The 21,538-nt window shown below is 39.6% G+C and carries 21 protein-coding genes; all 21 read left to right on the plus strand.

Features of this window, described 5'->3' with window-relative positions; all coding sequences use genetic code 11:
• Positions 1-107: 107 nt before the first annotated feature.
• Positions 108-2,030: a stage V sporulation protein D gene (locus CRO56_RS15270; protein ID WP_097159491.1), complete on the plus strand. Its 1,923-nt coding sequence runs from the start codon at positions 108-110 to the stop codon at positions 2,028-2,030.
• Between the two features lie 320 nt (positions 2,031-2,350).
• Complete coding sequence (locus CRO56_RS15275) at positions 2,351-3,817, plus strand: UDP-N-acetylmuramoyl-L-alanyl-D-glutamate--2,6-diaminopimelate ligase (protein ID WP_097159492.1); 1,467 nt, start codon at positions 2,351-2,353, stop codon at positions 3,815-3,817.
• 122 nt (positions 3,818-3,939) lie between these two features.
• Positions 3,940-4,917: a phospho-N-acetylmuramoyl-pentapeptide-transferase gene (gene mraY / locus CRO56_RS15280; protein WP_097159493.1), complete on the plus strand. Its 978-nt coding sequence runs from the start codon at positions 3,940-3,942 to the stop codon at positions 4,915-4,917.
• Positions 4,914-6,266 carry a UDP-N-acetylmuramoyl-L-alanine--D-glutamate ligase gene (gene murD / locus CRO56_RS15285; protein WP_097159494.1) on the plus strand — a complete coding sequence of 451 codons (1,353 nt, stop codon included), beginning with the start codon at positions 4,914-4,916 and terminating at the stop codon, positions 6,264-6,266. Before mraY ends, murD begins: the two co-directional genes overlap by 4 nt.
• A 51-nt stretch (positions 6,267-6,317) precedes the next feature.
• Positions 6,318-7,421: a stage V sporulation protein E gene (spoVE, locus tag CRO56_RS15290; protein ID WP_097159495.1), complete on the plus strand. Its 1,104-nt coding sequence runs from the start codon at positions 6,318-6,320 to the stop codon at positions 7,419-7,421.
• 350 nt (positions 7,422-7,771) lie between these two features.
• On the plus strand, positions 7,772-8,683 hold the full coding sequence (gene murB / locus CRO56_RS15295) for a UDP-N-acetylmuramate dehydrogenase (RefSeq protein ID WP_097159496.1): 912 nt from the start codon (positions 7,772-7,774) through the stop codon (positions 8,681-8,683).
• Positions 8,684-8,835: 152 nt separating this feature from the next.
• Entirely contained in the window at positions 8,836-9,672 is an 837-nt protein-coding gene (locus CRO56_RS15300) for a cell division protein FtsQ/DivIB (protein ID WP_097159497.1), read from the plus strand.
• Complete coding sequence (locus CRO56_RS15305) at positions 9,647-10,351, plus strand: DUF881 domain-containing protein (protein ID WP_342745891.1); 705 nt, start codon at positions 9,647-9,649, stop codon at positions 10,349-10,351. The genes CRO56_RS15300 and CRO56_RS15305 overlap by 26 nt, the downstream gene beginning before the upstream one ends.
• A gap of 43 nt (positions 10,352-10,394) precedes the next feature.
• Positions 10,395-11,114 (plus strand): DUF881 domain-containing protein, encoded by a 720-nt coding sequence (locus CRO56_RS15310; RefSeq protein WP_097159499.1) that lies wholly within the window; start codon positions 10,395-10,397, stop codon positions 11,112-11,114.
• 14 nt (positions 11,115-11,128) lie between these two features.
• Positions 11,129-11,491 (plus strand): small basic family protein, encoded by a 363-nt coding sequence (locus tag CRO56_RS15315; RefSeq protein WP_097159500.1) that lies wholly within the window; start codon positions 11,129-11,131, stop codon positions 11,489-11,491.
• A gap of 110 nt (positions 11,492-11,601) precedes the next feature.
• Entirely contained in the window at positions 11,602-12,885 is a 1,284-nt protein-coding gene (gene ftsA / locus CRO56_RS15320) for a cell division protein FtsA (RefSeq protein ID WP_097159501.1), read from the plus strand.
• Between the two features lie 40 nt (positions 12,886-12,925).
• Positions 12,926-14,068: a cell division protein FtsZ gene (gene ftsZ / locus CRO56_RS15325; RefSeq protein ID WP_097159502.1), complete on the plus strand. Its 1,143-nt coding sequence runs from the start codon at positions 12,926-12,928 to the stop codon at positions 14,066-14,068.
• 594 nt (positions 14,069-14,662) lie between these two features.
• Positions 14,663-15,577, plus strand: coding sequence for a sigma-E processing peptidase SpoIIGA (spoIIGA, locus tag CRO56_RS15330; protein WP_097159503.1), 915 nt, complete (start codon positions 14,663-14,665; stop codon positions 15,575-15,577).
• 139 nt (positions 15,578-15,716) lie between these two features.
• Positions 15,717-16,433 carry an RNA polymerase sporulation sigma factor SigE gene (sigE, locus tag CRO56_RS15335; RefSeq protein ID WP_097159504.1) on the plus strand — a complete coding sequence of 239 codons (717 nt, stop codon included), beginning with the start codon at positions 15,717-15,719 and terminating at the stop codon, positions 16,431-16,433.
• A 162-nt stretch (positions 16,434-16,595) separates the two neighbouring features.
• Positions 16,596-17,375: an RNA polymerase sporulation sigma factor SigG gene (sigG, locus tag CRO56_RS15340; protein ID WP_097159505.1), complete on the plus strand. Its 780-nt coding sequence runs from the start codon at positions 16,596-16,598 to the stop codon at positions 17,373-17,375.
• Positions 17,376-17,803: 428 nt separating this feature from the next.
• Complete coding sequence (locus CRO56_RS15345) at positions 17,804-18,070, plus strand: YlmC/YmxH family sporulation protein (RefSeq protein WP_097159506.1); 267 nt, start codon at positions 17,804-17,806, stop codon at positions 18,068-18,070.
• A gap of 70 nt (positions 18,071-18,140) precedes the next feature.
• Positions 18,141-18,959, plus strand: a complete 819-nt coding sequence (pgeF, locus tag CRO56_RS15350; RefSeq protein ID WP_097159507.1) for a peptidoglycan editing factor PgeF — start codon at positions 18,141-18,143, stop codon at positions 18,957-18,959.
• 7 nt (positions 18,960-18,966) lie between these two features.
• Positions 18,967-19,659 (plus strand): YggS family pyridoxal phosphate-dependent enzyme, encoded by a 693-nt coding sequence (locus CRO56_RS15355; protein WP_097159508.1) that lies wholly within the window; start codon positions 18,967-18,969, stop codon positions 19,657-19,659.
• Positions 19,656-20,105 carry a cell division protein SepF gene (locus CRO56_RS15360; RefSeq protein WP_097159509.1) on the plus strand — a complete coding sequence of 150 codons (450 nt, stop codon included), beginning with the start codon at positions 19,656-19,658 and terminating at the stop codon, positions 20,103-20,105. Before CRO56_RS15355 ends, CRO56_RS15360 begins: the two co-directional genes overlap by 4 nt.
• Positions 20,106-20,366 carry a YggT family protein gene (locus CRO56_RS15365; RefSeq protein WP_097159510.1) on the plus strand — a complete coding sequence of 87 codons (261 nt, stop codon included), beginning with the start codon at positions 20,106-20,108 and terminating at the stop codon, positions 20,364-20,366. It begins immediately after the preceding gene.
• 244 nt (positions 20,367-20,610) lie between these two features.
• On the plus strand, positions 20,611-21,393 hold the full coding sequence (locus CRO56_RS15370) for a YlmH family RNA-binding protein (protein ID WP_097159511.1): 783 nt from the start codon (positions 20,611-20,613) through the stop codon (positions 21,391-21,393).
• The last annotated feature ends 145 nt before the right edge of the window (positions 21,394-21,538 follow it).

Genomic DNA, 21,538 nt, shown 5'->3' on the forward strand with positions numbered 1-21,538 from the left:
CCTTTTGTCTGCAATTTAACTATCGATACTGACGGATTTTCAAGTTCTATCCGATCGGTGTACAAGCATATATTGGAACGAGCCTAAATTTGAGGAGGTTCCTAAAGTTGAAGCGAGTATCCCAAGTAACTGTTCGAAAAAGACTCACTATTGCACTATTGGCGGGAATTTTTATCTTCTTTATTATTGATCTTAGGTTAGGCTATGTCCAGTTTTTCCTAGGAGATATGCTGACAGAACGGGCTCAAAATTCGTGGAGCCGTAATGTCCCATTTCAGGCTGAGCGCGGAGAAATTCTCGACCGAAACGGTGTTGTTTTAGCGACTAACAAAAGTGCACCGACAGTTTTTGTCATTCCAAGGCAGATTGAAAATCCCGCTGAAACCGCAGAAAAGCTTGCTTCGGTTCTGGGGATGTCTGTAGAAAAAGCGTACAAGCATGTTACAGCACAGGCCAGTATTGAAACCATTAACCCTGAAGGCAAAAAAATTTCAAATGAAAAAGCAAATGAAATTAAAGAGTTAAATCTAAATGGGGTTTACATTGGAAATGATTCGATTAGACATTATCCTGAAGGCAGCTACCTTTCCCATGTCTTAGGATTTGCCGGGATTGATAACCAAGGGCTTATGGGCCTTGAACTTTACTATGATGAACAACTAAGCGGTAAAAGAGGGGCAGTTGAATTATATCTGTCAGCCAAAGGGAAAAAGATGCAAGGTTTGGCCGATGAATTTGAACCGCCCGTTGATGGTTTGGACCTGAAATTGACCATAGATTCTACAGTTCAAACGATTATTGAAAGAGAATTAGATCTTGCTGAGGCAAAATATAATCCGGATGGAATTATTGCAATCGCAATGAACCCAAATAACGGAGAAATTTTAGCGATGTCTTCCCGGCCAACTTTTGATCCAGCGGACTTTCAGGCTGTGCCGCAAGAAATCTACAATCGAAATCTCCCTATTTGGAGTACATATGAGCCAGGTTCAACCTTTAAAATTATTACACTTGCAGCAGCACTAGAAGAAGGAAAGGTTGATCTGGAACATGATTACTTTTATGACAGCGGCGAGATAGAGGTTGCCGGGGCACATTTACATTGCTGGAAAGGCGGAGGGCATGGAAGCCAAAGCTTTTTAGAGGTTGTGCAAAATTCGTGTAACCCTGGATTCGTTGAGTTAGGGATGAGATTAGGAGAAGACACTTTATTTCAATACATTAGAGATTTTGGATTTGGCTCCAAAACAGGGATTGACCTTCATGGCGAGGGGTCAGGAATTCTGTTCAGAGAGGATCAAGTTGGTCCTGTTGAACTTGCCACCACCGCATTTGGTCAGGGGGTTGCTGTCACACCGATTCAGCAAGTCGCTGCTGTTTCCGCAGCGGTTAACGGAGGAGTTCTTTATACGCCATACGTAGCAAAAGAATTCATTGACCCTGAAACAGGAGAAGTTGTCAGCCGTAATACCCCTGAAGCGAAACACCGGGTTATTTCGGAGGAAACATCAGAAAAGATCAGGTATGCTTTAGAAAGTGTGGTTGCCCAAGGGACAGGGAAAAATGCCTTTGTGGATGGATACCGGGTTGGAGGAAAAACGGGTACTGCTCAAAAAGCACAAAATGGTCGCTACTTAGAGAATAATTATATTGTATCTTTTATGGGATTTGCTCCAGCAGATGACCCCCAAATTGTGGTCTATGTGGCTGTTGATAATCCAAAAGGAACGGTCCAATTTGGAGGAACCGTTGCAGCCCCAATCGTAGGAAATATTATGAGGGACGCACTTCCATTATTAGGAGTTGAACCTAGGAAAAATCAAATCGAAAAAGAGAGAACTTGGCTCGATACTCCAATAGTAGAGGTACCGGATTTAGTCGGATTGACTAAAAGTGAGATCATTCAAGCACCTTATACGCTTAACTTAGAGGCAAACGGAGAAGGAAACGTTGTCGTTGAACAGGCACCAAGAGCGGGAGTAAAAGTAAAAGAAGGGTCAACTATCAGAATCTATTTCTCAAATCCTTAAAAGAGTTGTGGGCGGGCTGCTTCTTGCATTTCCGCCCTTTTTTCCATAGGATTTAAATTTGTGCGTATCAACTGAAGAAAAGCTGGATTCACGATTAGCAGGTTTAACAAAATCATACTTAACTTGAACGCACAATTTTAAAAAACTGTGTGCAACAATAACTTTCCAAATCCCATTTTTCTGTTACAATCCTATGTTTTTTTTGAAACAAATAGCGAAATAGGAATGTTTCATGTAAAATGGATATGACTTTTGACACTTTCGAAAGGGACACCTATGATAAACGGACATCTGAGTTATGAATAAAGCGAGGTATTTGAATGAAACTAAAGCAGTTAATTGAACATTTACACATTCCAAATCAGCCGGAATTACCGGATATAGAAATAACTTCAATCGAACAAAATGACCAATTGGTTCAGGAAGGAAGTCTCTTTATTTGTATTAAAGGACATCGGTTCGATGGACATGATTTTGCACATGAGGTTGTGCAAAAGGGAGCTAAAGCGATATTAGCAGAACGTCCGCTTGATGTGCAGGTTCCTGTTATTGTTGTTAAAGATACAAAAAGAGCAATGGCTGTAATCGCAGATGCATTTTATCAGCATCCTTCATCAAAGCTTCAGCTAGTTGGAATTACAGGAACCAATGGAAAAACCTCGACAAGTCATTATGTTGAATCTATTATGAAGCATTGCGGGAAAAATACAGGTTTGATTGGTACGATGTATCGCAAGGTAGGGGAAACAATTCTTCCGACGAAAAACACGACACCAGATAGCTTATCTCTTCAGCAAACCTTTTATACAATGAAAAATGAGGATGTAGAAGTTTGTGCGATGGAAGTATCCTCCCATGCTTTAAAGGAAGGCAGAGTGTACGGGGTCGATTTTGATATTGCTGTTTTTACAAATTTAACGCAAGATCATTTGGATTATCACGGAACTATGGAGGAATACCGTTTTACAAAAGGGCTGCTTTTTGCACAGCTGGGAAACAAATATGATGTGAAACGTCCTAAGTACGCTTTATTAAATAGCGACGAAGCCGCGACAAAATATTATAAGACGGTTACTCCAGCCTTTATTTATACATATGGCATTGAAAATGAAGCTGATTTTATGGCAATAGACGTGAAGACGAATAACAAAGGCACACAATTTCGACTTGCGACACCTTTTGGAGAAAAACAGGTACAAATACCTTTAGTAGGTTTATTTTCTGTTTATAATGTACTGGCTGCTGCCTCGAGCTGTCTGCTTGCTGGAGCATCCTTTGAAAAGGTTTGTGAAGCCATTGAAAGATTAACAGGGGTGCCGGGACGGTTTGAGCTGGTTAGCGGTCCGCAAGACTTTACCATTGTCGTCGACTATGCTCATACACCAGACAGTTTAGAAAATGTTTTAGAGACTATTCAGCAATTTAAAAAAGGTGAAGTTTGGGTTGTGGTTGGTTGCGGCGGCGATCGCGACAGAACGAAACGGCCGATTATGGCAAAGATTGCGTGCGAATTAAGTGATCATGCAATTTTTACCTCGGATAACCCAAGGAGTGAAAACCCAGCTGCCATTATTGATGATATGGTTGAAGGCGTTAAAGATTTTACAAACTATGAGGTAATGGTTGATAGAGAAGAAGCGATTAACCACGCTGTCCGCTCTGCCAGAAGAGATGATGTTATCCTTATTGCAGGAAAAGGCCATGAAACCTATCAGATTATCGGTGATGTCGTAAATGATTTTGATGATCGGATGGTAGCTAGAAAAGCAGTTGACACAATCTATTAAGAACGAGTGATTACTATGTTGAAAGTCCTATTTTATTATGAAAATCGTCTGATTATTTCTAAACAGGCATATGAATATCCTGAGTATTTGTTCCAATCTATCGAAAAAGGAGGGACTCTTTCATGTTAGAAAAGGTGATTATTTTTACCATTATTATGGCATTTACAATCACTGTCCTATTGTCCCCTCTTTTTATTCCTTTTTTAAGAAGGATAAAATTTGGCCAAAGTATTCGTGAAGAAGGACCAAAGTCTCATCAGAAAAAATCGGGTACCCCAACAATGGGCGGAATTATTATCTTACTTTCGATCTTGATTTCGACTCTTGTGATGACAGCAAAATTTAGTGAGATTTCATTTGTCACGTTTTTATTATTGCTGGTTACAGCAGGGTTTGGCTTACTTGGGTTTTTAGATGATTATATCAAGGTAGCACTTAAACGAAACCTAGGATTAACGTCTAAGCAAAAATTATTTGGACAAATCCTGATATCCATTATTGTTTTTTGGATTATGAAAGACAATGGCATTTCTACGGAGATAGGAATACCATTTACGAATATAGAGTTTGAGCTTGGCTGGTTTTACGCTTTATTTATTATCTTTTGGTTAGTTGGATTCTCCAATGCGGTTAATTTAACAGATGGAGTCGATGGATTATTATCTGGTACGGCAGCCATTGCATTTGGGGCCTTTGCTGTTCTCGCCTGGAATCAATCGCAAATGGAGGTCGCTATTTTTTCTGTGGCTGTAGTTGGGGCGGTTTTAGGCTTTCTTGTTTTTAATGCACACCCTGCAAAGGTGTTTATGGGGGATACCGGTTCATTGGCTCTTGGCGGGGCGATTGCGATGATCTCTATTTTGACTAAGCTAGAATTATTGCTTGTTTTAATTGGCGGCGTCTTCGTCATTGAAACATTATCAGTAATACTGCAAGTTGCATCCTTTAAAACTACGGGTAAACGTATCTTTAAAATGAGCCCCCTTCATCATCACTATGAAATCGTCGGGTGGTCAGAATGGAGAGTTGTTGTTACATTTTGGAGCGTAGGTCTGCTTTGTGCAGCCCTTGGCATCTATATTGAGGTGTGGGTGAGTTGAGAAAAATAAATACGTTTTTTCATAAAAAAATTCTTGTACTTGGGTTAGCAAAAAGCGGAGTCGGTGCTGCATCTCTGTTACACAAACTAGGTGCTTTCGTTACAGTCAATGACTTTAAACCTTTATCAGAAAACCCGGAAGCCCAAGGTCTCTTACAGGAAGGGATAAAAGTGATCTGCGGAAGTCATCCGATTGAATTATTGGATGAGGGATTTGAGTATATTGTTAAAAACCCAGGGATCCATTACGAGAATCCGCTCATAGAAGGGGCTATTAAAAGAGGAATTCCAGTAATAACAGAAGTAGAACTTGCCTATTTAGTGTCTGAGGCACCGTTTATTGCTATTACAGGTACAAACGGGAAAACAACAACAACTACGTTAATTTATGAAATGCTAAAAGCTGATGAAAAGCAGCCATTAATTGCCGGTAACATCGGTACTGTTGCATCGGATGTAGCTCAGGTCGCAACAAGCGATAATACGATTGTGATCGAGTTATCTTCTTTTCAGCTCATGGGAATTGAGCATTTTCAGCCGAAAATTTCAGTGCTGACGAACCTTTATGAAGCACACCTGGACTACCATCATTCAGTAAAAGCTTATTGGGAAGCAAAAGCAAATATTACGAAAAACCAAACTGAAAACGATTGGTTTATTTTTAATTCTGATCAGGATGTATGCTTGGCCATAGCTCATGAGAGTAAGGCAAGACCTGTGCCGTTTTCAACAAAATCAAAGGTTGAAGATGGGGCTTATGTAGAAGATGGCTGGATTTATTTCTGTGGCGAGGCCATTATGAAATATAGGGATGTAGTTTTACCAGGAAGTCATAATCTCGAAAATATATTAGCCAGCATCAGTGCGGTCAAATTACATGGAGTGAGCAACCAGGCGATTCACAAAGTGCTGACTAGCTTTTACGGAGTAAAACACCGGCTTCAGTATATCGATTCGATTGCAGGACGCAAGTTTTATAATGATTCAAAAGCTACCAATATTTTAGCGACAAAAAAAGCTTTAGAAGCCTTTGATCAGCCGATTATCTTGCTTGCAGGCGGACTGGACCGGGGTAACGAATTTGAAGAATTAATTCCAAGCTTGAAACATGTTAAAGCCACCATTACCTTTGGCGAAACTGCTCCAAAGATTGAAAGAGTAGCGAAAGAGGCAGGAATAGATTTAATTCAACGTGTCGATAATGTGGAAAAAGCGGTTCCACGAGCGTTTGAGATTTCGTCTGAAGGAGACGTTATTCTCTTGTCTCCAGCCTGTGCCAGTTGGGATCAATATAAAACTTTTGAAGTGCGTGGAGACATTTTTATAGACGCTGTGCATAAGCTTAAGTAAGGGCTTGTCCGTATTCATTCGCCCTAATAAGCGTCTGTTGAGGTGTTCGCATTGCCAACGTTGAAAAAATCCACACCAGATTTTTTATTAATACTTGTTACTTTAACCTTGCTAGCGGTCGGTTTAATCATGGTTTATAGTGCGAGTGCTGTCTGGGCAGAGTATAAGTTTAACGACTCTTTCTTTTTTGCCAAGAGACAGCTGCTTTTTGCTGGGGTCGGTGTAGCCGCAATGTTTTTCATTATGAATATAGATTACTGGAATTGGAGATCCTGGGCTAAAATCTTGGTTATTGTCTGTTTTGTCCTGCTGATTGCGGTATTAATTCCTGGTGTAGGTATGGTAAGGAATGGTTCGAGAAGCTGGATTGGAGTAGGTGCTTTTTCGATTCAGCCATCTGAATTTATGAAATTTGCCATGATTGTTTTTTTAGCTAAATTTTTAACGGACCGCCAGCGTTATATTACAACCTTTAAACAAGGACTAGCTCCGTCTTTAGGTTTAGTTTTTCTTGCATTTGCTTTAATCATGCTCCAGCCTGATCTTGGGACTGGGACCGTTATGGTAGGAACCTGTGTCGTAATGATCTTCATTGCAGGGGCAAGGATCCGTCATTTTATCTTTTTAGGGTTAATCGGATTAGCTGGATTTGTTGCTTTAATTGCCTCGGCTCCCTACCGGATTCAAAGGATTACAAGCTTTCTCGATCCGTGGTCAGACCCGCTTGGAAGCGGATTTCAAATCATTCAATCCTTGTATGCGATTGGTCCGGGTGGATTATTCGGGTTAGGATTGGGTCAAAGCCGGCAGAAATTTTTCTACTTGCCGGAACCTCAAACGGATTTTATATTTGCAATCATTTCGGAGGAACTTGGATTTATTGGGGGTTCTTTTGTTATTCTTTTGTTTGCCTTATTATTATGGAGAGGCATGCGCATTGCTCTAGGAGCACAAGATTTATACGGCAGCTTTTTAGCGGTTGGGATTATTGCGATGATTGCCATTCAAGTTATGATTAATATCGGTGTTGTCACGGGAATGATGCCTGTAACAGGTATCACACTGCCATTTTTAAGCTATGGCGGTTCATCTCTAACTCTAATGTTAATGGCAATTGGTGTTTTATTAAATGTAAGCAGGTATTCCCGGTATTAAAATGAGTCTGAAGTAACTTTACATTTTAATGACAATCGAAAATCAAGACTACTCTAAATAAAAAAATATAGTAAAATAGAAAAAGCGAGAAGGGGTAAATGATAATTCCTTATTTCTCGCTTTTTATTTTGTACATAAAATGATGTAAAATTGTAGTACAAAAATGATAGTTCCATTATTCTAAGAATATATGACTGATTAAAATATTCATGATATACCTTTCACAGTGTAGAATGATTGCCGTATGATAACTATAGGCGTATGTTCTATAGTAAATGAAGAATGATTTAATAACAAATGGATACTCAGCTGTTTTTTATATATGATACAAGCTTGTTATGAGGTGAAAGTTGATGAAACTACTAGATGAATTAAAGGCACTCGAGGTTGGAAATGTAAAAATAGATGAACCAATGTCAAAGCATACAACTATAAAAATTGGGGGACCGGCAGAAATTTTTATTGAACCGTCCAACGTAGAAGCTCTAAATAAGATTATGGAAGTGATACAGAAGCATAAATCCCCTTGGAGAGCAATAGGAAGGGGATCTAATCTGTTAGTCAAAGATGGCGGAATCGAAGGAGTAGTAATTAAGCTGGGCAAGGGTGTTGACCGGCTGGAGTGGTTAGACGACCAAACGATTCAAGTAGGGGGAGGCTTCTCATTAGTTTCACTTGCGACTCAGCTGAGCCGAAATGGCTTACACGGGATTCAATTTGCTGGGGGAATCCCAGGTTCGGTCGGCGGAGCTGTTTACATGAATGCTGGGGCCCATGGATCTGATATTTCGCAAATTTTAGTGAAAGCACGGATTTTGTTTGAGGATGGCACGATTGAGTGGCTTTCTAATGAGGAAATGGAATTTTCATATAGAACTTCTGTGCTGCAAACGAAACGCCCAGGTATTGTCCTTGAAGCCGTTTTTCGATTAGTAGAAGGGTGTAAAGATCAGGCTCTCGAAGAAATGAAAAAATATAAGGACTACAGAAGAGACACACAGCCTTGGAGTTCTCCATGCGCTGGAAGTATTTTTAGAAATCCATTACCTAATTATGCCGGAAAGCTTGTCGAGGAGGCAGGATTAAAAGGACACCGTATTGGCGGTGCTCAAATTTCTGAGCTGCATGGAAACTTTATCGTAAATACAGGAAATGCAACGGCCGAGGATGTATTAGCCCTCATTCAGCATGTTAAGGATACGATCTATGATAAATTTAAAATCCGGATGGAAACAGAGGTTGAAATAATCGGTAAAAAGTAGGGGATATTACGTTTCATTCATGAATCCCTATGTTATAATTTTTTCATAACCAGGATGTGACAAGTGTAACGGCACACTGCTTGTGCCGTTGCTTTCTTGTTTTTAATAAATAGAAGTTTTATTGATTTATTCATACCTAATGAGGTGGTACCGTGGATAAGTCCAAGGTTGTTTCTTTAGAAGATCGGATCCCGAAAATCAAGAAGGAAAGAAGAAGAAAAGCTAATAGAAAAATTATTTTTATAATCTTGATGTTTTTCTTGCTGATTGGATGTATTATTTACTTTCAATCCCCATTAAGTCATGTTCAAACGATCGAAGTAAATGGAAACGACCATGTAAAGGAAGCGGAAATCGTTACCCAATCCGGTTTATCTGCAAATGTGAATATATGGAGTTTAGATGAATCCGAAATTGCGAATAAAATCAGAGAAATCGATCAAATTCAAAACGCGTCTGTTTCGATAAAATGGCCCAATGATGTTTCGATTGAGGTTTCTGAGTGGAGAAGGGTTGCTTATTATAAAAAAGACCTTGAGTTTTTCCCTATTCTAGAGAACGGGGAAATGCTTAAGGAAAAAGAAGCATCTATCCCGGTGCATGCTCCCATCCTTTTTGAATTTGATGGCGGACAGGCCTTAGAAAAGATGGTACAGGAATTGATTAAGCTTCCTCAAGAAGTTGTCAGGTCAATATCTGAAATTTATTTCACCCCAACTGATAATGATCCATATTCTCTTACAGTCTATATGAATGATGGATTTGAGGTAAAAGCTACAATCCGCACTTTTTCGAAAAAGATGGTTCATTATCCATCTATTGCCAGCCAGTTGGACCCTTCGATAAAAGGCTATGTTGATTTGACGGTGGGGGCCTATTTCAGACCATACGAAACAGCCGAAACAGATGAAGAGGACCAAGAATTAGTCTTGGATGAAAATGAAGAAAGTCTTGAGGGGAATGATGAAGAAGTTGAAAGTGAAGGGTAGGTATGTCATTATTTCTCTGGTTACTTTAGTATTAGGATACATATTGGCTTTTTCATATGACCAAACCCAAAACAAGCGTGAGACTGTTCCGATAACATCGGATCAATGGGGACGGGAGCTCGACTTAAGAAATGAGTTAGTTGAACTGGAAGAAGCCAATCGAAAGCTGCAGCAAGAGTTAGCAGATAAACAAATGCATGTGGTAAATATAGAAGAGGAATTGTCTAACAAGGCGATTGTATACTCTAATTTGGCAGAGGAAATTCAAAAGTACCGGATGTTTCTCGGGAAAATAAAAGTAGAAGGCTCAGGTGTTCAAGTTACACTTGAAGATTCCAATTATAATCCAAGCACAGATAACATAAGTGATTATATTGTCCATGAACAGCAAGTTTTCCGGGTCATTAGCGAATTATATGTTTCAGGTGCTCAGGCGGTAGCGGTAAATGGTCAGAGGCTCAAGGCTGATTCGTATATTGTTTGTGACGGTCCGGTTATTACAGTCGACGGAAAGCAATTTAATGCGCCATTTGTGATTTCGGCCATTGGTGATTCAGATACCCTGTTTTCAGCGTTGAACTTAAATGGCGGTGTAATTGATGTGTTAGCTTCGGAAAATATCGTCGTAACTCTAGAAAAAGCAGATCATATCGTAATGGAGCCAATTCTCGGCAGCTGATTTTTAGCCTATTTTAGTTACAAGCGTTCACATAAAATGAAGGATGATCATTTTGAAGAAGAGTATGATTATTTTTTCACTTGTCACCCTCTTAATCGGTTTTATGGTTGCAATTCAATTCAGAACTATTCAAGAGCCGGTACAAAGGGATACAAGGGATACTTGGGAAGTACGCGAACTTATTATTCAGGAAAAAGAATTGCAATCTGAACTGATTCGTGAGATCAGACAGATTGAAGAAAAATTAGCACAATATGAAGAAACTCAAGCGCAGGATGAACTGGAAGTGCTAAACACCACTTTAGATGAATTTAAAGTTGAAGCAGGTTTAACTGAATACTCTGGTCCTGGACTAATTATTTCAATCACACCTTATTTTCAAGGGATTGACCTTGGTCAGGAAGCCGTTGTATTAACGCCCGAACTGTTAAAAAAGCTTATTAATGAATTATATATGTACGGTGCTGAACATATTTCCATCCAAGGGCAAAGATTAATCAGTACATCTGTAATCAGGGATATAAATAACGAGACAAAAGTTGACGGCCTGCCTCTTAATCGATTCCCGATTGAGATTAAACTCGTTGCAGAAAACGAAGAACTGGCTGAAAAAGTGTATAACCGAATTCAAGCCTCCAACCTGGAGGATGAGTTTTTTGTAGAAGATCTTAGATTTTCGGTTTCGAATGTAATGGATGAAGTAGAGCTGCCAGCTTATCTCGATTCGATTGAGATAGGAAATATGAAGCCTGCTGAGGAATAAGGAGGACTAAACGTATGTGGCTTCCCCTATTTGGTCTTATTGCTGGGGTAGTACTTGGTTTTTTAACAGACATCAAAATACCGGAAGAATACTCTAATTATCTATCAATTGCGGTTCTGGCAGCTCTGGATACTTTATTCGGAGGAATCCGTGCACATCTGCAGAATGTGTATGATGAAAAGGTGTTTGTGTCTGGATTTTTTTTCAATATTATCCTTGCTGCAAGTTTAGCTTTTCTAGGTGTCCATCTTGGTGTAGACTTGTATTTAGCAGCTATATTTGCGTTTGGTGTCCGACTATTCCAAAATATTGCAGTGATTAGACGGATACTCATCAATAATTGGACAAGCAGACATGAAAAAAAAGAAAAAATTTAAATTGTTGTAGAGGGAAATTCCATTATTTGACGAATATTTTAAGAATAATAGGTAAATAAGGTTTAATTGTTGTTCTAACATAGAATAGGAGTTAAGGAGGTGCCATTAGAATGAACAGCAATGAATATTATGTTAGCTTAGACATCGGTACATCCACCGTAAAAGTCATAATTGGCGAGATGGTGAATGACTCTTTAAATATTATCGGAGTTGGTCATGTTAAATCTGAAGGTCTACGTAAAGGATCCATTGTAGATATAGATGAAACCGTTCATTCAATTAGAAAGGCTATTGAACAAGCTGAACGAATGATAGGGATGACCATTCGTGATGTCATAGTAGGTATTTCTGGGAACCATGTAATGCTGCAAAGGTCACATGGAGTTGTTGCGGTTTCGAGTGATAATCGGGAAATTACAAATGAGGATATCGCAAGAGTTATGGATGCTGCACAAGTTGTATCGATTCCGCCAGAAAGAGAGATTATTAACATAATTCCCAATCAGTTTATTGTCGATGGACTCGATGAAATTAATGATCCCCGTGGCATGATTGGTGTCAGACTTGAAATGGAAGGCACCATCATAACAGGATCAAAAACGTTACTACATAATTTACTGCGGTGCGTGGAGAAAGCAGGATTAAATATCGTTGATATCGTCCTTCAGCCGCTGGCTGCAGGCGCACTGGCTCTTTCAAAAGACGAGAAAAATATGGGTGTCGTATTAGTGGATATAGGTGGCGGATCTACTTCGATTTCCTATTTTGAAAATGGCAGTCTGGCAGCCACTTCCGTTCTTCCTGTTGGAGGAGACCATATTACAAAGGATCTGTCTATTGGACTTAAAACGACGACTGAAAATGCAGAAGAAGTTAAAATTAAATATGGACATGCTTTTTACGATGATGCATCCGAAGATGAAGTATTTAGTGTCCCTATTATCGGAAGTGACCAGCATCAGCAATTTAATCAACTGGAAATATCCGATATTATTGAAGCGAGACTGGAAGAAATATTTGACTTAATCCAGCATGATTTAAGACGAATGGGCGTTCGGGATGTGCCTGGGGGATACGTTTTATCTGGAGGGGTCGCGAATTTGCCAGGAGTACTAGAGCTTGCTCAGGTAGTTTTTCAAAATCGAGTAAGAGTTGCCATTCCTGATTACATCGGTGTAAGAGAACCACAATATACAACAGCGGTTGGTTTAATCAAGTATGCCTATAAGAGTGCTAGATTACTAGGAAGAAATGTCGGTACTGGACATGCACCAGTTGAAGTGGTTGAAAAACGACAGCCTTCTAAACCTCAAGGAAAATCAAAAGCACCGAATGAATCCCAGGACAAAATGTCATCAAAGATGAAGAAGTTCCTTGGTTATTTCTTCGAATAAAACTCTTCATGGAAATATGTGAAATTTAGGAGGATATGTCATGTTTGAATATGAAACAGATTTAGACCAACTGGCTACGATAAAAGTAATCGGCGTCGGTGGCGGCGGAAACAATGCAGTAAACCGGATGATTGAACATGGGGTCCAAGGTGTTGAATTTATTGCGGTCAACACAGATGCCCAGGCACTGAATCTGTCAAAAGCAGAAGTCAAAATGCAAATTGGCGGAAAACTAACAAGAGGGCTTGGAGCCGGAGCAAATCCTGAGGTCGGAAAAAAAGCTGCTGAAGAAAGCAGAGAGCAGCTTGAAGAAGTGCTAAAGGGAGCCGACATGGTGTTTGTTACGGCTGGAATGGGCGGTGGTACAGGAACTGGAGCAGCTCCTGTTATTGCTCAAATTGCCAGAGATCTTGGCGCCTTAACAGTAGGTGTTGTGACAAGACCATTTACTTTTGAAGGCAGAAAGAGATCCAATCAAGCTGCTGGCGGTATTTCTGCGATGAAGGAGTCGGTTGATACCCTAATCGTCATTCCAAATGACCGTTTGCTTGAAATTGTTGATAAGAGCACGCCAATGCTTGAAGCATTCCGTGAAGCAGATAATGTACTTCGTCAAGGGGTACAAGGTATTTCTGACTTAATCGCTGTCCCTGGGTTAATTAACCTAGACTTTGCCGATGTTAAAACGATTATGTCTAACAAAGGTTCCGCATTGATGGGTATCGGGGTAGCAACAGGCGAAAACAGAGCGGCAGAAGCTGCGAAAAAGGCGATATCGAGTCCGTTGTTGGAAACTTCGATTGACGGGGCACAAGGGGTTCTTATGAACATCACAGGTGGCTCAAACTTAAGTTTATACGAAGTCCAAGAAGCAGCAGACATTGTTGCCTCTGCATCTGATCAGGACGTAAATATGATTTTCGGATCTGTTATCAATGAAAATCTAAAGGATGAAATCGTGGTAACAGTTATTGCAACTGGTTTTAATGAGGAAGTTGCCCAGCCAAAACCAAGTCGTCCTGCCTTTGGACAAATGAAGCCAAATTCAAATGTTCAACCAAGACGTGAACAGCGTAAAGAAGAGTACACTCCTGAACCGCCACGTTCTAACACATCATCACAACAGGTCGAAGAAACGCTGGATATTCCAACATTCTTGAGAAATCGGAATAGAAGAAGATAGATGCTTTTAGGGTTGTCTCACAAAGTCACATTACGGTGGTTTTGTAGGCAGCCTTTTTATATTGGAATTAGATCATTTGACATTAAGCCTGCTCGATTGACATGATTTCCGCTTCATAACTGGGAGACTCGCTCCTATATAGGGGAAACTTGCTCCAAAACGGGGAGACCGCTCCAAAACTAATAAAACAGCTCCAATAGCTATGGAAGCCGCTTAAAATATCAAGAAATTCGCTCCAAGTTCCACGTGATTTGCTCCAAAAATCATAAAAGCTGCTCCAAATCATAAAGAATCGCTCCAAACATTTAATAACCGCTCCAAAACCGCGAATCAATTTCTAGAAACAAGCCCCAAACAAAAAAATTTATTTCCAGGTGCAATCCCGAAAATGACCATTACAAATCGATTAATCATTTGTAGCATCTACAAGAAAACTAGCTTCTCTCTCAACTGACAAAATCCACAAAAATATTTAAAAATTTCTGGGCTTTCGCTGACAGAAACTGACACACTTCCATAGAAAGCCTACGTTATACTTTATTAAAGCAGATTAGCCAAGCTAATTTTGGAGGGGGGATCTACCTGACATTTTACATGGATGTTATATGGCTGTTGAACTTCCTATTTGACGTACTTCTCCTCCAATTTACAGCATTGTTGTTGAAAACGAGGATACAATGGTGGAGACTCTTGGCTGCAGGGGTGTTAGCCTCCTTCTCCGTTTTTGGATATGTCTCCTCTTTTTTAAGTTTTCTTCTACATCCATTGGTTAAATTAGCACTATCTTTTTTGATTGTATGGACGGCTTTTGGTTTTCGCCGTTTTAAGTTTTTTTTGCAAGCCACTCTTACTTTTTACATCACGACTTTCATCATGGGTGGCGGCCTGATTGGTCTTCATTATTTCTTACAATATGAATCCCAATTTTCACAATCGCTTGTTATAGCGAGTGTAAAAGGATTTGGAGATCCGATTAGCTGGGTTTTTGTGATCATCGGTTTTCCTGTTTTATGGTTTATTTCTACAAAGCAATCTGAAAAATGGGAGATGAGCAAAATTCGATTTAATGAAACGGTGAAGGTATATGTAGAAATTGCTGACTTGAAGTGGAATTTAACAGGTCTTGTCGATAGCGGAAATCAATTGTACGACCCGATTTCCAAGCTTCCGGTTATGATTCTTTCCACAAGTCAATTAGAAGATCAGATTCCATCTGAAATTTTGCAAACATCGCAAAACCCAAATCACTACCTGGAAGGCATCATTTCGCTTCCGCAAGGGTGGGATTACCGGCTGCGGATGATACCGGCACGGACTGTCGGGCAATCTGGGGAGCTATTAGTGGCTTTTAAACCAGATCAGATCGTCATCGAAACCAAATCTGGCGGTTGTATTGAACCAAAAGGACTAATCGCCTTCTCCAGTCATTCCCTTTCGTCTGAAGGTATGTTTGATTGTATTATTCATCCTAAAATGATGACAAAGCTTCCGCACATAACTGCATCATGAGATAAAAGCTTACTTCTACTATACTGTGGATCCTCACGTTTTATACTTTTTGGCTGAAATAAAAAAAAAGACAAGGGCTATACGAACTATTTTAATCATGTGAATAATCGAGTTCAAAATATAAAAAGGAGGAGCAGGCTTGAAATTTTTTCTTCGACTTCAATATTACTGGTATAAATTATTAATAAAATTAGGAATAAAAACGGATGAGATTTATTACATAGGCGGCAGTGAGGCGCTTCCCCCTCCACTTACGAAAGAAGAAGAGGAAATGCTGCTCGAAAAGCTGCCAAAGGGGGATAAAGCGGCAAGGTCTCTTTTAATTGAACGGAATTTACGTCTGGTTGTGTACATTGCACGCAAATTTGAAAATACAGGGATTAACATTGAAGATTTAATTAGTATTGGAACAATAGGTTTAATTAAAGCGGTTAATACGTTTAATCCTGAGAAAAAAATTAAGCTTGCCACTTATGCATCCAGATGTATCGAAAACGAAATTTTAATGTATTTAAGAAGAAATAATAAAATCCGCTCAGAGGTTTCTTTTGATGAACCGCTTAATATTGACTGGGATGGTAATGAATTATTATTGTCTGATGTCCTTGGTACAGAAGAAGACATTATTACGAAGGATTTAGAGGCTAGTGTCGACCGGAAGCTCTTACTCAAAGCTTTACACCAGCTTTCGGCCAGAGAAAAGCAAATCATGGAGCTCCGCTTTGGTCTTGTAGGCGGAGAAGAAAAAACACAAAAAGATGTAGCTGATATGCTGGGAATCTCCCAATCCTATATATCAAGATTGGAAAAAAGAATTATCAAACGGCTGCAAAAAGAATTTAATAAAATGGTTTAATATCTTAAAAATGTTTTTAGAAAAATTTTTCTAGCATAATTTCAGGCGTACCATAGTGTAACGGGTTTTTGGAACATTCGTTCCCCTAATGCTTGTGCATATTTTTCCTTCCTCAGGAGATACTGATTTTTGAACAGCAGCTCCTGTTAGGAGGGAAAAGGGTTGACTCGAAACAAAGTTGAAATTTGTGGTGTAGATACTTCTAAACTTCCCGTTTTAAAAAATGAGGAGATGCGCAAGTTGTTTAAGCAAATGCATGAAGGCGACTTGTCAGCACGAGAGAAGCTAGTTAACGGAAACTTAAGGCTTGTTTTAAGTGTGATTCAAAGGTTTAACAACCGAGGCGAATTTGTTGACGATTTGTTTCAGGTTGGCTGTATTGGACTTATGAAATCGATTGATAATTTTGATCTAGGCCAGAATGTGAAGTTTTCTACCTATGCGGTCCCAATGATTATTGGTGAAATCAGAAGGTATTTACGGGACAATAATCCGATTCGTGTGTCAAGGTCATTAAGAGACATCGCCTATAAAGCGCTTCAGGTTCGCGAGCGCTTAATCAGTGAAACCTCAAGGGAACCAACTCCTGAAGAAATCGCTAAAGAACTGGATGTTTCCCAAGAAGAGATTGTCTTTGCTTTAGATGCGATTCAAGATCCCGTTTCCTTATTTGAGCCGATCTACAACGACGGCGGAGATCCGATATACGTTGTGGATCAGTTAAGTGATGAACGAAACAAAGATTCGAATTGGATCGAAGAATTAGCATTAAAAGAAGGGATGAGGCGGTTAAACGACAGAGAAAAACTAATTCTCAAAAAACGATTTTTCCAAGGAAAAACCCAGATGGAGGTTGCCGAAGAGATTGGGATTTCTCAAGCACAAGTGTCACGACTTGAAAAGGCAGCAATCAAACAAATGAATAAAAACATCCAATCCTAAACTGCCGTAAACCGGCAGTTTTTATTTTTACTATAGGCTGTTTCGCATACTTTGTTGTTTTTAAATGGAGGCAAACATTTCCGTTCCATTACGCTCGAGACACAAGATTCCCAGGGAGGAGGTCGAGCCTCCTCGGCTTAGCCTGTGGGGTCTTTAGGCCCACCTCTTCTTTCCGCAGGACAAGGAAGACTTCGGCAGCATAAACATCGCACGAAGAAAAGGCGAATGCATTTTATGAGGACTAAAGGGTGTCTTTCGCTCCATTCCACTATTGTTTATAAATATATTTATTAACAACAATCTTTGCGAAAACAGCCTTACTAAAAAAATGAATTAGGTTTAACTTCAAATGATTTGCCCTTCTATTCATGAAAACAGCACATGTCTTCATATACTTTAAAGAATAAATAGAGACGGGGGAGAAACAGATGGTTCGGATATCAGAGTTTCAAGTGAAGGATGTTGTGACAGTCGCAGATGGAAAAAAGCTTGGAAATATTACCGATATTGAGATAAACGTTCAAACCGGAAAAATAGAAGCGATCGTGGTTGCCAGCTCGACTCGGGTACTTGGTTTCTTCGGCAGGGATGAGGATATCGTTGTTCCTTGGAAGAATATTGTAAAAATTGGAGAAGATGTAATTTTAGTCAGACATAAAGGGAATTCCGTGTCGTATGAAGATGAAGAACAGTAAGTTTCATGACGGCATGAAAAGAGTGTGGTAAAATAAGGCTTATGAAAACAGATGAAGGGCGAGAGTAGAAATGGAACCCTTTCAATTACATGCAGAAGAATATTTTTTAATCAAGCCATGGAGCCACATGGATTCTTCCTTAGTTGCAGGCTTTACAACCCGGAAAAATGGAGTCAGTCCATTTCCAAAAGCATCTTTGAATCTTGCGTTCCACGTCGGAGACACTTTAGATAATGTACAATCTAACCGTGAGAAATTGGGTGAATTATTAAACTTTCCTGTTAATCATTGGGTTAGTACCGAGCAAGTCCATGATACAAGGATTCATACAGTAACCAAGGAATCTCGCGGCAGTGGTGCATATTCACTGGAAGACTGCATCAGGGAAACCGATGGACTTCTCACAAATGAGTCAGGGGTTCTTTTAACTTTATGCTATGCCGACTGTGTTCCAATCTATTTTTTTGATCCAGGCTCCAAATGGATTGGTATTGCACATGCGGGCTGGAAAGGAACGACAAGGAATATCGCAGGAAAATTGGTTCAGACCCTTCAGGAAAAAGGAGTCGCTATTTCCAATATGAAGGCAGCAATCGGACCTTCAATTTGTAAATCTTGTTATATCGTTGATGACCGTGTGATTGGCGCTGTCAGAGAATTACTGGAAGAAAACGATGAAAAGCCCTATAATGAGGTAGAGGAAGGACAATATCAGCTAAATTTAAAACAGTTAAATCTTCAGCTGTTAAAAAAAGCAGGGATCAAAGAATCCAATATATCGGTTACGGACTATTGCTCTGCTTGCGACTCAGAATGGTTTTTTTCGCATAGAAGAGATAAAGGTGTAACAGGCCGAATGCTTAGTTTTATTGGCTGGAGGGAGGACTAAGACGAGCATGAGCGTAAAGATAAGATACGAAGCCATTCAGTCAAGAATCAAACAAGCTTGTGAAAAAGCCGGAAGAAGTGCAAATGAAGTACATGTCATAGCTGTTACAAAATATGTGTCAACAGAACGAGCGAAGGAAGCGCTTGAAGCGGGAGTCATCCATTTAGGAGAAAATCGTGACGATGGTTTTCTTGAAAAGCGGAAGGCGCTAGGGGACAAGCCTACGTGGCATTTTATCGGAACTTTGCAAACGAGAAAGGTAAAACATATTATTGATCATGTAGATTACATACATTCATTAGACAGACTTTCCCTCGCGAAAGAGATTAATAAACGTACTCAAAAAGAAATACGATGCTTCGTTCAAGTGAATACATCTGATGAAGCTAGTAAACATGGTCTTGCGCCAGAGGAAGCAAGCGGATTCATTCATCAGCTTCAATCTTTGACAAACATAAAGGTCGTCGGCCTTATGACGATGGCCCCTTTCACAGAAGATACACAAGTAATCAGAAATTGTTTCCGGAAACTAAAGGAAATTCAAAGTTCCATTCAGTCTCTAAACTTATCCTATGCTCCTTGTACAGAGCTATCAATGGGGATGTCCAATGATTTCGAAATTGCAGTTGAAGAAGGAGCCACCTACGTCCGGATAGGTACAGCATTGGTCGGAAACGAGAAAAGTGAGGTGGAATCGTGAGTCTTAAGAATAAATTGCGGCAATATTTCTTTTATGAAGAAGATGAAGTTCAAGATGAAGTAATCGCTGAGGAAGAAGGGCCGACAAGACAAACAAGACATCAATCGAAAGCAAATTCTAATATTGTAAGTCTGCCCAGTTCCTCAAAAAGCTCAAGATTGGTTTTAGCAGAACCAAGAATGTATGCTGAAGCACAAGAAATAGCAGATCACTTGAAAAACAGACGGGCAGTTGTGATCAACCTTCAGCGAATTTCACATGAACAGGCGATTCGAATTGTCGATTTTTTAAGCGGGACCGTTTATGCGATTGGCGGAGATATTCAGCGGATTGGAACAAAGATTTTTCTATGTACCCCTGATAATGTAGAAGTATCAGGCAGTATTTCTGAAATGTTGGGTGAACCTGGAAATTACCAGGAATCTGAAGATGTGAGGTGGCTTTAGGTGGATACATTGCTTGGGATTTTAGCTTATGCTATTAATATTTACTCGATTGCATTAATCATTTATGTTTTGCTTTCATGGTTTCCTGGTGCAAGGGATTCAGCGATTGGAGAGTTTTTAGGGAAAATATGTGAACCGTATTTAGAACCATTCCGCAAAATAATACCGCCAATTGCAATGATCGATATTTCGCCAATTGTAGCTTTTATAACGCTTAATTTAGCACAGCGCGGAATTTATTATTTAACTCAATTTGTATAAATTAAAAAGGGAGCCTTCTGAATCAGGGTTCCTTTTTTATACTTTAAGCGAATAAAATTTTAGCGAAGAAGGAGTATTCGACGCAGTTAAAATTTTTAAGACTAATGGACGACGGGCAGGAGACATGAGTCAAGCTATACATCAGGACGTGGCGTTTCGAGCGTGATAAGTGCAAATGCACTGTCTTTTCCAAAAGGCTCGCCATCTGCAAGTTTTCTTTAATGAAGTTAAAAGGAGTCAACTTATGAGTATTTACCAGCACTTTCGGCCAGAGGAGAAAGAATGGATTGATCAGATCTTAACATGGCAAAAATATGTCGAAGATACCTATTCCTATAAAAGAACGGATTTTTTAGATCCGAGACAGCAATCGATCTTGCAAACTATTATCGGAACAAAGGGGACTGTGCAGGCTTCCTTATTTGGCGGAAAAGAGAACACCGAGCGGAAGAGAGCTATTCTGTATCCTGACTATTTTACACCGGGCCCGGAAGACTATGAAATTGTTCTATGGAATATCCGCTATCCTAAAAAGTTTGTAACCCTGGAACATCGGGAAATCTTAGGGAGCTTAATGGGACTTGGGTTAAAACGTGAAAAATTTGGTGACATCCTAATGGATCAAACCGAGGGAGTTGTCCAGTTTTATGCATGCCGGGAAATTAGTGATTATTTGAAGCTCAATTTTGACCAGATCGGCAGGACAAAGATTGAAATTGAGCCAATTGCTATGGAGCAAGCCATACAAAAAGCGGAAGATGGCATTGAAAAACAGGTAACTGCCTCTTCGTTACGCTTAGACGCGATTTTAGCTCAAGCACTTCCATACTCTCGTGAAAAAGTTCAGCAGTGGATTCAGCAGGGAAAGGTTAAAGTGAATTTTAAAGTGGTGGAACAAACCAGCTTTGAATGTCAGCAGGGTGACATTTGTTCGATTAGAGGGTATGGAAGAATTATGATTAAAAGTATTGAAGGACAAACGAAAAAAATGAAATGGAAATGTATCCTTTTTATTCAAAAAAGTTAACACGAATTTAGAGGAAAACCACCACAAATTGTCGAATCAATGTATAATATAAGAAAACGATTTTTTCCCTTTTTAGTGCATCAGCTGTTCGCTGCCAGTGCAGGTTAAAAACTGGCTTAAAATAAGGGAGTACATAAGAATATGT

The organism is Bacillus oleivorans, assembly GCF_900207585.1.
In the GTDB taxonomy this organism is placed as follows: Bacteria; Bacillota; Bacilli; order Bacillales; family JC228; genus Bacillus_BF; species Bacillus_BF oleivorans.